This is a genomic window from Pseudoxanthomonas spadix, from assembly GCF_003703395.1.
GTDB lineage: Bacteria > Pseudomonadota > Gammaproteobacteria > Xanthomonadales > Xanthomonadaceae > Pseudoxanthomonas_A > Pseudoxanthomonas_A spadix.
The window spans coordinates 1-14657 of record NZ_RDQN01000001.1 but is presented as its reverse complement, the minus strand read 5'-3'; the positions used below and the strand labels follow the sequence as shown (position 1 = coordinate 14657).

At 69.9% G+C, this 14657-nt stretch carries 12 protein-coding genes and 1 tRNA gene; 4 read left to right on the top strand and 9 right to left on the bottom strand.

What is annotated here, in order from left to right:
* Position 1: 1 nt before the first annotated feature.
* The 6 genes from rsfS to D9R12_RS00040 all read right to left on the bottom strand — a co-directional run bounded on the left by rsfS (position 2) and on the right by D9R12_RS00040 (position 6966).
* The gene (gene rsfS, locus D9R12_RS00065; protein WP_014161075.1) at positions 2 to 415 is read right to left on the bottom strand and encodes a ribosome silencing factor; all 414 of its coding nucleotides are present in this window, start codon (positions 413 to 415) and stop codon (positions 2 to 4) included.
* Positions 416 to 446: 31 nt separating this feature from the next.
* Positions 447 to 1301 carry a nicotinate-nucleotide adenylyltransferase gene (gene nadD, locus D9R12_RS00060; protein ID WP_425479025.1) on the bottom strand — a complete coding sequence of 285 codons (855 nt, stop codon included), beginning with the start codon at positions 1299 to 1301 and terminating at the stop codon, positions 447 to 449.
* A gap of 620 nt (positions 1302 to 1921) precedes the next feature.
* On the bottom strand, positions 1922 to 2965 hold the full coding sequence (gene holA, locus D9R12_RS00055) for a DNA polymerase III subunit delta (protein ID WP_014161077.1): 1044 nt from the start codon (positions 2963 to 2965) through the stop codon (positions 1922 to 1924).
* A 2-nt stretch (positions 2966 to 2967) separates the two neighbouring features.
* Positions 2968 to 3489: an LPS-assembly lipoprotein LptE gene (locus tag D9R12_RS00050; RefSeq protein ID WP_122227593.1), complete on the bottom strand. Its 522-nt coding sequence runs from the start codon at positions 3487 to 3489 to the stop codon at positions 2968 to 2970.
* 119 nt (positions 3490 to 3608) lie between these two features.
* Positions 3609 to 6242 (bottom strand): leucine--tRNA ligase, encoded by a 2634-nt coding sequence (leuS, locus tag D9R12_RS00045; protein ID WP_122226870.1) that lies wholly within the window; start codon positions 6240 to 6242, stop codon positions 3609 to 3611.
* 94 nt (positions 6243 to 6336) lie between these two features.
* The gene (locus tag D9R12_RS00040) at positions 6337 to 6966 is read right to left on the bottom strand and encodes a DUF998 domain-containing protein (RefSeq protein ID WP_244919606.1); all 630 of its coding nucleotides are present in this window, start codon (positions 6964 to 6966) and stop codon (positions 6337 to 6339) included.
* 178 nt (positions 6967 to 7144) lie between these two features.
* Here D9R12_RS00040 and trxA point away from each other — a divergent pair, with 178 nt between their 5' ends.
* A complete protein-coding gene (gene trxA / locus D9R12_RS00035) occupies positions 7145 to 8005 on the top strand; it encodes a thioredoxin (RefSeq protein WP_122226866.1) in 861 nt (286 codons plus the stop codon).
* Between the two features lie 74 nt (positions 8006 to 8079).
* On the opposite strand, the gene D9R12_RS00030 is transcribed toward trxA, so the two are convergent.
* Positions 8080 to 8156, bottom strand: a tRNA-Arg gene (locus tag D9R12_RS00030).
* A gap of 308 nt (positions 8157 to 8464) precedes the next feature.
* On the opposite strand from D9R12_RS00030, the gene D9R12_RS00025 reads away from it, so the two are divergent.
* Genes D9R12_RS00025 through D9R12_RS00015 form a run of 3 tightly spaced genes read left to right on the top strand, consistent with a single transcriptional unit; the run spans position 8465 to position 13922 of the window.
* On the top strand, positions 8465 to 9307 hold the full coding sequence (locus tag D9R12_RS00025) for a cyanophycinase (protein ID WP_122226864.1): 843 nt from the start codon (positions 8465 to 8467) through the stop codon (positions 9305 to 9307).
* Positions 9308 to 9315: 8 nt separating this feature from the next.
* Positions 9316 to 12114 (top strand): cyanophycin synthetase, encoded by a 2799-nt coding sequence (gene cphA, locus D9R12_RS00020; RefSeq protein ID WP_122226862.1) that lies wholly within the window; start codon positions 9316 to 9318, stop codon positions 12112 to 12114.
* 35 nt (positions 12115 to 12149) lie between these two features.
* On the top strand, positions 12150 to 13922 hold the full coding sequence (locus D9R12_RS00015; protein WP_122226860.1) for a Mur ligase family protein: 1773 nt from the start codon (positions 12150 to 12152) through the stop codon (positions 13920 to 13922).
* Positions 13923 to 13985: 63 nt separating this feature from the next.
* Here the strand turns inward: D9R12_RS00015 and D9R12_RS00010 are convergent, their stop codons facing one another.
* Together D9R12_RS00010 and D9R12_RS00005 are read right to left on the bottom strand one after the other, a co-directional pair.
* Complete coding sequence (locus tag D9R12_RS00010) at positions 13986 to 14276, bottom strand: type II toxin-antitoxin system RelE/ParE family toxin (protein WP_122226858.1); 291 nt, start codon at positions 14274 to 14276, stop codon at positions 13986 to 13988.
* Complete coding sequence (locus D9R12_RS00005) at positions 14263 to 14469, bottom strand: hypothetical protein (RefSeq protein WP_122226856.1); 207 nt, start codon at positions 14467 to 14469, stop codon at positions 14263 to 14265. Before D9R12_RS00005 ends, D9R12_RS00010 begins: the two co-directional genes overlap by 14 nt.
* Positions 14470 to 14657 lie beyond the last annotated feature (188 nt).

Here is a 14657-nt window from a genome sequence, read left to right as displayed (position 1 = left end):
GTCAGCGACGGCCGTCTGCTTCGCCGTCGTCTTCCGGCGGCTGGTCGCCCACCGTCCACAGGCGCTCCAGTGCGTAGAACTCGCGCACGCGCGGCAGCATGACGTGGACGATCACATCGCCCAGGTCGACCAGCACCCATTCGGCTTCGCGCTCGCCTTCCACGCCCAGCGGCATGACGTCCAGCTTCTTGGCGAACTTCACCACTTCGTCGGCGATGGACTTCACGTGGCGGGTCGAGGTGCCCGAGGCGATCACCAGGAAATCGGCGACGCTGGATTTGCCGCGCACGTCGATCTCGATGACTTCCTTGGCCTTGAGCTCACCCACCGCGGCATGCACGCTGGCAAGCAGGTCCGGGACGGACGGGGGCGGGCTGGGCAGGCGGGTCTTGATGACGTGGGCTTGGCTGGACAAAAGAGCGACTTGGTGGACGGACCAGCCGCGATTATAGCGCCGCCGCTCCGTACAGGCCGTGGGCCATGATGAATGCCGCCACTGCAGGCGGCACCAGCGCCTGCCAGGACTGGCCGGCGGCGATGCGCGCACGCACGTCGCTGGCCGATTCGGCCTGCAGCGGCTGGTGCAGGCGCAGGACCCGGCCCGCGGGGGCAGACTGCAGGTCGGCAGGCGCGCTGGTCCAACGTGCCGCCACCGCCTCGGCCAGCACTGCCGGCAGCTGCTCGAGCATGGTGTCAGCGCGCTCGGCCACGACCAGATGTGCCAGGCCGAACAGCGCTTGCCATTGGTGCCAGTCCGGCAGGCCCAAGAAGCTGTCGGCGCCGATCAGCAAGGCCAGCGGTGCCTGGGGGCCAAGCTCGGCGCGCAATTCGCGCAAGGTATCGACCGTGTAGGAAGGTCCCGGGCGATCCAGCTCGCGCCGGTCCACGCGCAGGCCCGGGTCGCCTGCGACGGCCGCTTCCAGCATCGCCAGCCGTTGCCCGGCGTTGGCACCGGGCGGCGGGCGATGCGGCGGATCAGCCGCGGGCACCAGGGTCACCGGGACCTGCAGGGTCTGCCCTGCCAGGCGGGCAATGGCCAGGTGCCCGTTGTGGAAGGGATCGAAGGTCCCGCCGTAGATGAGATGGGGCCGGGACTCGGGGCGTGCAAGCCGGGACTCGGGACCCGGGACCCGGGACCCGGAAGAGCCAGAAGCCAGCACAGGCCCCGGGTGGTGCTGTTTACGGGACCCGGGGCCCGGGACCCGGGACCCGGAAGCGCCAGAAGCCAGCACAGGCCCCGGGTGGTGCTGTTCACGGGACTCGGGACTCGGGACCCGGGACCCGGAAGCGCCAGAAGCCAGCACAGGCCCGGGGTGGTGCTGTCCACGGGACCCGGGACCCGGGACCCGGGACCCGAAAGAGCCAGAAGCCAGCACCGGCCCGGGTTGGCGCTGTTTACGGGACACGGGACCCGGGACCCGGGACCCGGAAGCGCCAGAAGCCAGCACAGCCCCCGGGTGGTGCTGTTTACGGGACCCGGGACCCGGGACCCGGGACCCGGAAGCGCCAGAAGCCAGCACCGGCCCGGGTTGGCGCTGTTTACGGGACCCGGGACCCGGGACCCGGGACCCGGAAGCGCCAGAAGCCAGCACCGGCCCGGGGTGCCGTTGCTTGCGGGACCCGGGACCCGGGACCCGGGACCCGGAAGAGCCAGAAGCCAGCCCAGGCCCGGGGTGGTGTTGTTCACGGGACCCGGAAGCGCCAGAAGCCAGCACAGCCCCCGGTTGTTGTTGTTGTTGCTGTTCCCGGGTCCCGGGTCCCGAGTCCCGAGTCCCGGCTTCTAGGTCCCGAGTCCCGGCTTTTAGGTCCCGGGTCCCGGGTCCCGAGTCCCGGGTCCCGGCCTTTAGGTCCCGGGTCCCGAGTCCCGGGTCCCGGGTCCCGGCTTTTAGGTCCCGAGTCCCGGCTTCCAGCCCCCCGTCCCTCACACCAGCAGCTCCACCGCCTTGGCATCGGCGATCGCCAGCAGCAGCCGTTCCAGGGCGACCCAGGCATCGCCTTCGGCGCGGCCCTTGGCGATGCGATCGATGTGTCCGGCCTCGGCGACGAAACGGTCCCAGCGGGCCGGGCTGGCATGGCGCTGCAGCGCGCGCTTGAACGGCGCCTGCCGGCTTTCCCAGATGCCCTGCCCCTTCATCGCGGCGGCCAGACCGGATCCGGAGTTGCCGCCCTGCCCGGCCACGCGCGCAAGGTGCGCGGTGCTGAGCAGGTTGCGCACCACCATCGGCATCAGCCCGGCGACCGCCTCGCCTTCGGCGCGCAGTCCGGCGAGCATGCGCGCGGCCTGGCCGGCATGGCCCGACAGGGTGGTCTCGATCAGACCGAACACGTCAAAGCGCGCCGCATCGGCCACCAGCGACTGCATCGTCGCCAGGTCCAGGGTCCGGCCATCGGCCAGCAGGACCAGCTTGTCGATTTCCTGGGCGGCGGCCAGCAGGTTGCCTTCCACCCGCTCGACCAGCAGCGCGATCGCATCGCGCTCGGCGCGCAGGCCGCGCGCACGCAATCGTGCCTGGACCCAGCCGGAGAGTTCGTGCGGCTTGATCGCCCAGGCCACCGAGAGCACGCCGATGCGCTCGATCGCATCGGCCCACTTGCCGCGATGGGCCTTGCTCCATTCGCCGGCGGTGACCAGCAGCACCACGTCCTGCGGCGGGCGCGCGCAGAAGGCACTGATGACCTCGGCCCCCTCCTTGCCCGGCTTGCCGGTGGGCAGGCGGACCTCGACGATGCGGCGGGCACTGAACAGGCTGGGCGCATCGAAGCTGGCCTGCAGCCCGGCCCAGTCGATGTCGCGGCCCTCCAGGTCGAAGATTTCGCGCTCGGCGATGCCCAGCGCGCGCCCGCGCGCGCGGACCGCATCGGCGGCCTCCAGCACCAGCAGCGGTTCCGGCCCGGCGATCAGGTAGGCCGGCGCCAGCGCCGCATCGGCGACCTGCGCGGCCAGCCGGTCGGGGGCCAGTTCCATCGCTACTGCGCGTGAGGTGGCGGCACCCGGCCCACGCCACGCACCACACCGTCGACGCGACGCAGGATCGAGGCGGACATGTCGCGGCGCAGTTCTTCGGACAGGATTTCGCGCTCGGAGGTGGTACCGGTCAGGTCGGTCGCTTCGGCCACATAATCGCGCGAGAGTTCGACCACTTGCTGCGGGACCAGCTCGCTGCCATCGGCGCGCACGAAGCGGAACACCACCGCATAGCGCAGGCTGTATTCCAGCGCGCGGCCCTGCTCGTCCAGCGCGATCGGGCGATCGCCCCATTGCTCGGACAGGATCTCCAGGGTGGCGGCCTTGGCGTTGGCGTCTTCGGCCGGGATGGCGCCGGCGGCTTTCAGGCCCATCGCCACATCACGCGCCAACGGGCTGTACGGATCGGTGGCCAAGACCTTGACCGGGCCCAGATCCCCCGGCAGCGCGATCTTGCTGCGCAGGTGAAAGCCACAGGCCGACAGGGAGACAGCAAGCAGGGTGACGGCCAGCAGCCGCAGCATCGGGGTCGGTTTCATGGCGGGGAGTCTGGACGAGGCCGGCAGGCGCGGCAAGGGTGGCAGGGACGGCAGTTGAGCGACGGGCGAGCCTGCCTGATCCAGCGTGAACGCGGCTTGAGAGCTCACGCTGCGACCAGGTTGACGATCTTGCCCGGCACCAGGATCACCTTGCGGATCGTGCTGCCTTCCAGGAACCTGGCCGTGTTGGGCTCGGCCCTGGCCAGCGATTCGATCAGATCCCTGGGTGCATCGGCCGCGACCTCGATCGTGCCGCGCAGCTTGCCGTTGACCTGCACGGCCAGGGTCACCGAGTCGCGCACCATCGCCGCCGGGTCGGCCTGCGGGAACGGCAGGTCCTCCAGCAGCGTCTGGGCATGACCCAGCAGCTGCCACAGCGCGTGACTGGAGTGCGGGGTGATCGGGTTGAGCAGCAGCACCGCCGCTTCCAGCGCCTCCTGGCGTACGGCGCGGCCGGGCTCGCTGAGGTCATCGAACCTGGCCAGCGCGTTGGACAGCTCCATCACCGCGGCGATGGCGGTGTTGAAGCCGTGGCGCTTGCCATAATCGTCGCCGACCTTGGCGATGGTTTCGTGGGTCTTGCGGCGCAGGGCCTTCTGCTCGGTATTCAACGCCGCCACGTCCAGTTCCGGGGCGGCGCCGCCGGCGGCATGGCGCTGGGCCTGGGTCCACAGCCGGCGCAGGAACCGCGACATGCCTTCCACCCCGGCTTCGTTCCATTCCAGCGACTGCTCGGGCGGCGCGGCGAACATGGAAAACAGCCGCACCGTGTCGGCACCGAACTTGTCCACCATCGATTGCGGATCCACGCCGTTGTTCTTGGACTTGGACATCTTCTCCACGCCACCGATCTGCACCGGCTGGCCGTCGCTGGCCAGCACCGCACCGACGATGCGGCCGCGCTCGTCGCGCTGCACCTGGACCTGCGCCGGGTTGATCCAGTCCCTGGAACCGTCGGCGTTGAGGCGGTAATAGGTCTCGGCGATCACCATGCCCTGGGTCAGCAGGTTGGTGGCCGGCTCATCGCTGTCCACCATCCGCGCATCGCGCATGAGCTTGTGGTAGAAGCGGAAATACATCAGGTGCAGGATCGCGTGCTCGATCCCGCCGACATACATGTCCGCCGGCATCCAGTAGTTGGCGCGCTTGTCGACCATCGTCGCCGCGCCCGGGCTGGTGTAACGGGCCACGTACCAGCTCGATTCCATGAAGGTGTCGAAGGTGTCGGTCTCGCGCTCGGCCGCGCCGCCGCACTCCGGACAGGGGGTCACGCGCCACGTCGGATCGGCCTTCAGCGGCGACTTCAACCCGTCCAGGGTCACCTTCTCCGGCAGCAGCACCGGCAGCTGGTCGTCCGGCACCGGCACCGCACCGCACCTGGGGCAGTGGATCACCGGGATCGGGCAGCCCCAGTAGCGCTGGCGGCTCACGCCCCAGTCGCGCAGGCGATAGTTCACCCGGCGCTGGCCCTGGCCCTTGCGTTCGAAGCGCTCGGCCAGCGCCTCGAAGGCTTCGTGGAAATCCAGTCCGTCAAACTCGGCCGAATTGATCAGCTCGAATTCGCGGGTCTTGTCCGCATACCAGTCCTGCCATTGGCTGCTGTCGTAGTTGCGTTCGGCCTCGTTGCGCGGCTCCTTGAGCTGGATCACCTGCACGATCGGCAGCGCGTACTTGGTCGCGAACTCGAAATCGCGCTGGTCGTGGCCCGGCACGGCCATCACCGCGCCGGTGCCATAGCCCATCAGCACGAAGTTGGCCACCCACACCGGCACGCTCTCGCCGCTGATCGGGTGCACGGCCTTCAGGCCGGTGTCCATGCCGCGTTTTTCCTGGGTCTCCAGCTCGGCTTCGGACACCCCGCCCAGTTTGAGTTGCTCCAGGAAGGCGGCCAGTTCCGGGTTGGACGCAGCGGCCTTCAGGGCCAGCGGATGCTCGCCGGCGATCGACACGAAGGTCACGCCCATCAGCGTGTCCGGGCGGGTGGTGAACACCATCAACGGCTCATGGCCGCCTTCGACGTTGAACTGGATTTCCAGGCCTTCGGAGCGGCCGATCCAGTTGCGCTGCATGGTCTTGACCGACTCGGGCCAGCCTTGCAACGTATCAAGGCCGTCCAGCAGCTCCTGGGCGTAGTCGGTGATGCGCAGGAACCACTGCGGGATCTCGCGCTTTTCCACCAGCGCGCCCGAGCGCCAGCCGCGGCCGTCGATGACCTGCTCGTTGGCCAGCACGGTCTGGTCCACCGGGTCCCAGTTCACCACCGAGGCCTTGCGGTAGGCGATGCCCTTGCGCAGCAGCCGGGTGAACATGCGCTGCTCGTGCACGTAGTACTCGGGGCTGCAGGTGGCGAACTCGCGGGTCCAGTCGATCGCGTAACCCAGCGCCTTGAGCTGGCTGCGCATGTGCTCGATGTTGGCGTAGGTCCACTGGGCCGGCGCGGTCCTGTTCTTGATCGCGGCGTTCTCGGCCGGCAGGCCGAAGGCGTCCCAGCCCATCGGCTGCAGCACGTTGTGCCCGGTCATGCGCTTGTAGCGGGCGATGACGTCGGAGATGGTGTAGTTGCGCACGTGGCCCATGTGCAGCGCACCGGACGGGTAGGGCAGCATCGACAGGCAGTAGTACTTGGGCTTGTCCGAGGTCTCGCTGACCTCGAAGGCCTTGCTGGCGTTCCAGAACTGCTGCGCGGAGGTTTCGACCTGCTTGGGGTCGTAGGCGTGGGTTTCGGGAACGGCGGACATGGGTAGGGGCTGCGAAGGCGGCTGCAAAGCCGCAAAGCGTACCGCAGCGCACCACCGGCTGCACCCGCGCGCTGTGCCGGTGCGCAGGCCCGCTTCAGCCTTGCAAGCTGCCCGCCAGGGACCGCGAAGGACCGCTCAAGCCCGCCAGCGCACACCATCCGAACCACAGCAGCAGCGCGATCCGCTGTGACAGGCCCTGCGGCAGCACCGCTGGAAGCACCAGGGCGAACGCGACCACGCCCAGGGCCAGGACCGGCCCGCCCAGGACCAGTCCGCGCCAGTGCGCCTGCCTGCGCAGGCCCAGTGCCAGCAGCAGCGCCGAGGCCAGGCCGGTGGCCCACCACAGGCCCCAGGCAGTGGCGTGCAGCTGGGTCTGGGTACCGCGCAGCTGCTGCGGCTGGAGCTGGAACAGGCCCATCGCCACCAGCCCCAGCGCCGAGAGGAACATCAGCTGTGCCCCGATCCGCTGCGGCCAGGCCGCCCTGAGCGGGATCCGCAGGCGCAGGCCCAATCCGACCATCGCGCACAGCGCGCCGGGCAGGATGAAGCCCAGCAGGTTGAACCACCGCGCATTCGGAACGCCCTGCGCGCCCAGCACCGCCAGCGGATGATCCCAGGGCGAGTACCCCGGCAGCGCCGCGCCGAACCCCAGCGCCGCACCCAGGCAGAGCAAGGCGGCCAGCGGACTGCACACGCGCCACCAGCGCAGGCTCGCCAGCTTCACCGACGGGCCGTGGCGTTGCGCGCGTGGCCGCGCGCGCATTGGATCGAGCGGGGGGATTCCATGCGCGGGCAGGCTACCGGCACCGCCGCCGGAGTCAATGACCGCCGCCACCCGGCTTGTATCCTCGCCGCCCCGGCACCATCTGCCTGCCATCGCCGTTGCAAGGACCAGACCGCCCATGAGCCCGCTGCCCCACGTCTTCAATGCCACCACCGACACCTTCGAAACCGAGGTGCTGCAAAAATCCATGACCACCCCGGTGCTGGTGGATTTCTGGGCAACCTGGTGCGGCCCCTGCAAGACCCTGGGCCCGATCCTGGAAAAGCTGGCCGGCGAGTACAACGGCGCCTTCGAGCTGGCCAAGGTCGATGTCGATGCCGAGCAGCAGATCGCCGCGGCCTTTCAGATCCGCTCGGTGCCGACCGTGTTCCTGGTCCGCGACGGGCAGATCGTGGACGGCTTTCCCGGCGCGTTGCCGGAGGGCCAGCTGCGCGCCTTCCTGCAGCAGCATGGCGTGGAGCCGGCCGAGGCGGCCGCCAATGATGAGCCCGAAGCGTTGACCGCGCTCAGCCCGGCCGAACAGGTCGCCGCGCTGCGCCAGGCCATCGCCGCCGAGCCGGACAGGGACGAGCTGAAGCTCGACCTGGCCCTGGCCCTGCTGGCCACCGGTGATGCGACCGAAGCCGAAGCCCTGCTCGACGCCCTGCCCGCCAACCTGGCCACCGACGAGCGCGCGGTCAAGGCCCGCGCCCGCCTGGGCTTCGCCGCCCTGCTCAAGGACGCGCCGGCCCCGCAGGCACTGGAGGCCGCGCTGGCCAGGGACGAGAACGACCTGCGCGCCCGCCACCTGCTGGGCGTGCACAAGCTGGTCGCCGGCGACGCCGAGGGCGCGCTGGAGCAGTTCATCGAACTGCTGCGCCGCGACCGCGCCTGGGAAGACGGCCTGGCCAGAAAGTCGCTGATCGATGCCTTCCGCGTGATCGAAGACCAGGACCTGGTCGGCAAGTACCGTCGCCGGATGTCCTCGCTGCTGTTCTGAACCGTGCCGTCGCTCCTGCCCGGCGGCCTCCACCTGCCGGCCCGTGCTGCCTCAGGGGCGGCCTTGCGTGGGACTGGTGACCCCGAGTGGATTCGAACCACTGACCTTCCCCTTAGGAGGGGGACGCTCTATCCAGCTGAGCTACGGGGCCAAGCGCGGGGGCCATTGTAGCCGCAGTTGCCACCGCCGGCCCGTCCGGTGGCCACGGCCGCCGGCGCTGGCCGCGGCCATGAGGGCTTGGCCCGGACGGGCGCCGGCCACGGGTTAGCAGGCGTCCCCGTCGTGGGCAGAGGCCCGCCGCTGCGGCGCGTGCTACCGTGGCCGCGGTCGGGTCCAGGCCCGGCCTTGGGGGGTGGATCGGGGGAAATCGCGGCACCGGGCCGCTTGCCTGATGGCCGCCTCGCGGCGAAGGCTTTCCGCGTCATTCAACCCGTTTCCCGCAGGAGCCAGAGCCCCGTCATGTGTCCGAGCAAGGTCGCCGAGGGTGACCAAAGAGGCTGGATCGTTCCCATCGGCGGTGCCGAGAACAAGGACGAGAACCCACGCATCCTCAAGCGATTCCTGGCCGTTGCCGGCGGCAGCACGGCCGAGATCGTGGTGATCCCCACCGCCAGCCAGCTGCGCGATACCGGGCCGCGCTACCAGCGCCTGTTCGGCGAGCTGGGCGCGCGCAAGGTGGAGGTGGTCGATTTCGACAGCCGCGGCGACTGCACCGAATCCGGCCGCCTGGACCGGATCGAACGGGCCAGTGCGATCTTCTTCACCGGCGGCAACCAGCTGCGCCTGTCCACGATCCTGGGCGGCACGCCGGCGGCGCAGATGATCCGCGCCTGCAATGCCGCCGGGGTGACCGTGGGCGGCACCAGCGCCGGGGCCAGCATCCTGTCCGAACACATGATCGCCTTCGGCAAGGAAGGCTCCTCGCCGCGGGCCGACTCGGTGCGCCTGGCGCCCGGGCTGGGCCTGACCAACCGCTTCGTGATCGACCAGCATTTCCGCCAGCGCGATCGGCTGGGTCGCCTGCTCGCGGCGCTGGCCTACAACCCGTTTGCCATCGGCATCGGCCTGGACGAGGACACCGCGGCCTTCATCGGCCCGGACAACACGCTGGAAGTGGAAGGCTCCGGCTCGGTCAGCGTGGTCGATGCCGGCAACCTGGACTTTTCCTCGATGGCCGATGCCAGCGAGGACCAGCCGGTGTGCATGCTGGGCCTGACCGTGCACATCCTGCTGGCCGGGGCGACCTTCAACCTGGCCACCCGCAAGGCCTCGGCCGGCACCCTGGCCCCTTCCAAGACATGAGGTAGTGCATGCGCATCCTTGAGCGTTCGGTCTACGTCGGTCCTTCGCTGTACGCGCACTTCCCGGTCATCAAGCTCGAGCTGGACCTGGAGGCGCTGGAAGACTGGCCTACCGGCAGGCTGGGCAGCGCATTCGTCGATGGCCTGGTCGCGGCCCTGCCCGGCCTGGCCGAACACGGCTGCTCGTATCGCCAGCCCGGTGGCCTGCTCCGGCGCATGCACGAGGGCGAAGGCACCTGGCTGGGCCATGTGCTGGAACATGTGGCCATCGAGCTGCAGAACATCGCCGGCGAGGATGTCACCTTCGGCAAGACCCGCGGCGTGGGCGACCGGCGCCACGGGGTCTACGAGGTGATCTACGAATACGCCCAGCGCGAGGAAGGCATCGCCGCCGGCGAGCTGGCGCTGCGGCTGCTGACTTCGCTGCTGCCGGCCGAGCTGCGCGGCAGTGAAAAACTTCCCGAGGACTGGGACTGGGACACCGCGCGGGTGGAGTTCATCCGCTACGCGCAGCGGCGTGCGCTGGGCCCGTCCACCGCCGCGCTGGTCAAGGCGGCCGAGGATCGCCGGATTCCGTGGTTCCGCCTCAACAACCAGTCGCTGGTCCAGTTCGGCCACGGCAAGTACCAGCAGCGCATCCAGGCCACGGTCACCGGCAAGACCTCGCACATCGCCGTGGAGCTGGCCAGCGACAAGGAAGAAACCAACAACATCCTGGGCGGCCTGGGCCTGCCGGTGCCGCGCCAGATGCTGGCCAGCGATGCGGCCGGTGCAGTGCGCGCGGCCAGGCGGCTGGGCGGGGCGGTGGTGACCAAGCCGTACAACGGCAACCACGGCCGCGGCATCACCATCAACATCTCCAGCGACGATGACGTGCGCGCAGGCTTTCAAGCCGCGCGCGAGCATGCGCGTTCGGTGATCGTGGAAACCTACATCGCCGGCGACGACCATCGCCTGCTGGTGGTCAATGGCGAGCTGATCGCCGCCACCCGACGCACGCCCGGCCACGTGGTCGGCGACGGCATCGCCGACATCGCAGAGCTGGTCGACCGGGTCAACGCCGATCCGCGCCGCGGCATCGGCCACGAGAAGGTGCTGACCCAGCTGGAGCTGGACGAACAGGCCGATCTGATGCTCGGCCGCGTCGGCTACGACCATTTCTCGGTGCCGGCGCCAGGCGAGGTGGTGTTCCTGCGCTCCACCGCCAACCTGTCCACCGGCGGCACCGCCACCGATGTCACCGACATCATCCATCCGGACAACCGTGACATGGCCGTGCGTGCGGTGCGCGCGATCGGCCTGGACGTGGCCGGCGTGGACTTCATCAGCCCCAACATCGCCGAAAGCTACAAGGCCATCGGCGGGGCGATCTGCGAGGTCAACGCCGCGCCCGGCTTGCGTATGCACGTGGCGCCCAGCGAGGGCACCGCGCGCGATGCGGCCGGCCCGGTGATCGACATGCTGTTCCCGCCGGGCACGCCGGCGCGCGTGCCGATCGCCGCGGTCACCGGCACCAACGGCAAGACCACCACCGCGCGCATGCTGTCCCACATCACCAAGATGGCCGGCCACACGCCGGGCCTGACCACCACCGACGGGGTCTACATCGACGGCCAGCGCACCGTGGAAGGCGACATGACCGGGCCGGTCTCGGCGCGGATGGTGCTGGGCGACCCGCAGATCGACATCGCGATCCTGGAAACCGCGCGCGGCGGCCTGCTGCGCGCCGGCATGGGTGTGCCGGAGGTCAATGTGGGCGCGGTGCTCAACGTCGCCTCCGACCACCTTGGCCTGAAGGGCATCGACACCCTGGAGCAGCTGGCGCAGGTCAAGCGCATCGTGGTCGAGGTGGCGCGCGACTGCGCGGTGCTCAATGCCGACGATCCCAACGTGATCAAGATGTCCGCCTACACCGATGCGCGCACCATCTGCTACGTCACCACCAACCCCTCGCATCCGCTGGTGCGCGAACACATCCGCGCCGGCGGCCGCGCATGCGCGCTGGAGGCTGGCGTCAACGGCCAGATGATCACCCTCTACGACAAGGGCAGTCACATCCCGCTGCTGTGGACGCACCTGATCCCGGCCACCCTGGAAGGCCGCGCCCTGCACAACGTGCAGAACGCGATGTTCGCCGCGGCGATGGCGTTTTCGCTGGGCCTGAAGCTGGAAGCGATCCGCCAGGGCCTGCGCACCTTCGACACCACCTTCTTCCAGGCGCCGGGGCGGATGAACCTGTTTTCCGAGCATCCGTTCAAGGTACTGATGGACTACGCCCACAACGCGCACGCGGTGGGCGTGATGGCCGAGCTGGCCCAGCGCATGGATGTGTCCGGCCGGCGCATCGTGGTGCTGACCGGCCCGGGCGATCGTCGCGACCAGGACCTGGTGGAAATCGCCGGTGCGGTGGCCGGGCGCTTCGATCATTACATCGTGCGTCGCGACGATGCACTGCGCGGCCGCGATGGCGATGAGGTGCCGCGGATCATCGCCGGCGCGCTGCGCCAGGCCGGCATCGGCAGCGAGGCGATCAGCATGATTCCCGACGAGCAGCAGGCCGTGGACGCGGCGCTGGGCATGGGCCAGCCCGGCGACCTGCTGGTGATCTTCGCCGATGCGCTGGCCCGCACCTGGAAACAGATCACCAAGTTCAGGCCGGCCGGGCAGCCCGCACAGCCGGCGCCGGTGCCCGATGCGCCGGTCACCCTCGGCCAGCCGCCCGGCCCGGCCCTGGCCGCGATGCTGGAGGGCATGGTCCGCGACGAGCGCGGGCTGGTGTTCGAGCGCGTGGATGAGCAGGGCGACTAGTGCCGTCTCCCGCAGAAAATCCCCCGATCGTCCCCATGCGCCCTGAACCCTTCCAGGATTCGCGCCGGCTGACCGGCTGCAACGTCTACTTCGCCGGTCCCGGGGTGGCGCTGGAGTCGGCGCACGGCCTGGCCTTCGACGCCATCGCGCCCAGGCGCTGGCGCGGGCTGGTGCGGCAGATGCGCCGGGCGCTTGGCTGGGCCGACGGCGCGGTGCACCAGCGCGTGCATGCCAGCGGCGTGACCCTGGCCTTCGCCGCGCCGCTGGATCAGCTCTACACCGCCACCGAAGTAAACGAGTGGGCCTGGTGGCAGGCTGCGGGCAGCGATGCGCCGGCCTTCCATGCGCCCGGCCATGCGGCGGTGTGGGATGCAACCCTGGCCCTGCACACGCTGCGCGCGGCGGCCGCCGCCGAGGCGCTTCCACAGCTGGTCACGCTACAGGCAGAAGCCCTCGCGCACGACCTGCCGTTCCTGCTGGACGAGGACGAACTGACCCTGGGCAGCGGTGACGGTGCGCGCAGCTGGTTCCTCGACGAACTGCCGCAGGTCGCCGAGGTCCCGTGGGCGCGCCTGCACGGCATTCCCACCGCGCTGGTCACCGGCTCCAACGGCAAGACCACCACCGTGCGCCTGCTGGCCGCGCTGTGCCGGGCGCACGGCTGGCACACCGCGCACAGCTGCACCGATGGGGTGTTCTTCGAGGACATTGCGCTGGAGACCGGTGATTTCTCCGGCCCCTCCGGTGCGCGCACCGCGCTGCGCCAGGGCCGGGCCCAGGCCGCCGTGCTGGAAACTGCGCGCGGCGGCATGCTGCGCCGCGGCCTGGCCACCTGCCGCGCCGAGGTGGCGGTAGTGACGAACGTGGCCGCCGATCATTTCGGCGAATACGGCGTGCACGGCCTGGACGACCTGGCCGCGGTCAAGCTGACCGTGGCGCGCGCGATCGGCGTGGGCGGACGGCTGGTGCTCAACGCCGACGATGCGCTGCTGCGGGCCCAGGCCAGCGCGCTGTCGTGCCCGCTGGCGTGGTTCTCGCTGGACTTCGACCATCCGCTGCTGCGCAGCCAGCGCGCCGACGGCCAGCCGGCCTGTGGCGTGCGCGAAGGCCACCTGTGGCTGTCGCTGGCCGGGATCGACCATGACCTGGGCGCCACCGCGGCCATGCCGCTGAGCCTGGACGATCGCGCCCGCTACAACCTGGAGAACCTGGCCGGCGCCGCGCTGGCGGCCGCCGCGCTGGGCATCCCGGCGCCGACCATCGCCGCGGTGCTGGCGCGCTTTGGCCGCAATCCCCACGACAACCCCGGACGCCTGCAGCACTGGGCCCTGGGCCAGGTGCAGGTGGTCCTGGATTACGCGCACAACCCCGACGGCCTGCGCGGGCTGCTCGATGCGGTGGGCGCGGGCGAGCGTGCGGGCCGCATGGCCATCGTGCTGGGCCATGCCGGCAACCGCGAGGACGCCGACCTGCGCGCGGTGGCCGCCACCGCGGCGGCGTATCGGCCCGAGCTGGTGGTGCTCAAGGACATCGCCGGTTACGAACGTGGCCGCGCCAGTGGCGAGGTGGCCGGCATCATGCGCGCCCAGCTGCTGGCCGACGGCATCGCCGCGGCCACGATCGCCGTGTGCCTGGACGAGGTCCAAGCGGCCCGCGCCACACTGTGCTGGGCGCGCCCCGGCGACCTGCTGGTGCTGCCGGTGCATGAACTCGATGCGCGCACGCGGGTGGTGGCGCTGCTGGACCGGATGGCCGCCGATGGCTGGCGCCCGGGTCAGCCGCTGCCGGCCGCGCCGCCGGCGGCCTGACGGCGCAGGTAAACCCTGCAACCTTGCGTGATTGGCCGCCCGGATCAAGACATCCGGGCGCAATCACTCGGTGCGCGACATCCAGTCCTGCGCCTCATGCCACACGTGCAGCACTTCCAGCGCATCCACGCCTTGGCGATACACCAGCAGGTACGGAGTCCTGGCCACCCTCCATTCCCGGGTCCCCCCCCACTGCACCGGGACGGCCGATCGCCGGCTGCCTGCACAACCGCTGCGCCCCTCCATGACGCGCAGTGCCATGCGTGTGGCCGCTCTCGGATTGAGCGCCTGGTAATAATCCTGTGCGTGTTCGAGTTGGTTGGCAGCGGGTGTGGTCCACTCAAGTCTCAGCATCAACGCCCCATTTGGCGAACATCGCCTTCACCCGCTCGGCGCTGGCGAAGTCACCGCGATCGGCTGCCTCGATGCCTTCCCGCACCGCCTCCTGGAACCGGGCTCGGTCCACCACCCGCACCACATCGTCCCAGCTGGCCGCCTCGGGCAGCGTATCGATCAGCTTGTGCGCTTGCTGTTTGACGGCGGACATGGCGGGCACCTCATCAGGGATCACTCGCATTCTAGTGTACTGTTCTATTCTTGATGGAACCTATATGAAATCCATCGTTCCAACACTCTACGAGGACGAAGAGTGGAGAGTGCAAGTGCGAGTTGCCCCTGAGATTGTGCTGAGCGACGAGGAGCGAGCCGAGTTGACGAGACTGGTTCGCTCCAAGC

What these genes read in the sequence shown, in the direction of transcription:
- D9R12_RS00015 (WP_122226860.1), top strand. Translation starts at nt 12,150, where the DNA reads ATGCGCCCTGAACCCTTCCAGGATTCGCGCCGGCTGACCGGCTGCAAC.
- leuS (WP_122226870.1), bottom strand. Translation starts at nt 6,242, where the DNA reads ATGTCCGCCGTTCCCGAAACCCACGCCTACGACCCCAAGCAGGTCGAA.
- D9R12_RS00050 (WP_122227593.1), bottom strand. Translation starts at nt 3,489, where the DNA reads ATGCTGCGGCTGCTGGCCGTCACCCTGCTTGCTGTCTCCCTGTCGGCC.
- D9R12_RS00025 (WP_122226864.1), top strand. Translation starts at nt 8,465, where the DNA reads ATGTGTCCGAGCAAGGTCGCCGAGGGTGACCAAAGAGGCTGGATCGTT.
- trxA (WP_122226866.1), top strand. Translation starts at nt 7,145, where the DNA reads ATGAGCCCGCTGCCCCACGTCTTCAATGCCACCACCGACACCTTCGAA.
- D9R12_RS00005 (WP_122226856.1), bottom strand. Translation starts at nt 14,469, where the DNA reads ATGTCCGCCGTCAAACAGCAAGCGCACAAGCTGATCGATACGCTGCCC.
- cphA (WP_122226862.1), top strand. Translation starts at nt 9,316, where the DNA reads ATGCGCATCCTTGAGCGTTCGGTCTACGTCGGTCCTTCGCTGTACGCG.
- D9R12_RS00010 (WP_122226858.1), bottom strand. Translation starts at nt 14,276, where the DNA reads ATGCTGAGACTTGAGTGGACCACACCCGCTGCCAACCAACTCGAACAC.
- holA (WP_014161077.1), bottom strand. Translation starts at nt 2,965, where the DNA reads ATGGAACTGGCCCCCGACCGGCTGGCCGCGCAGGTCGCCGATGCGGCG.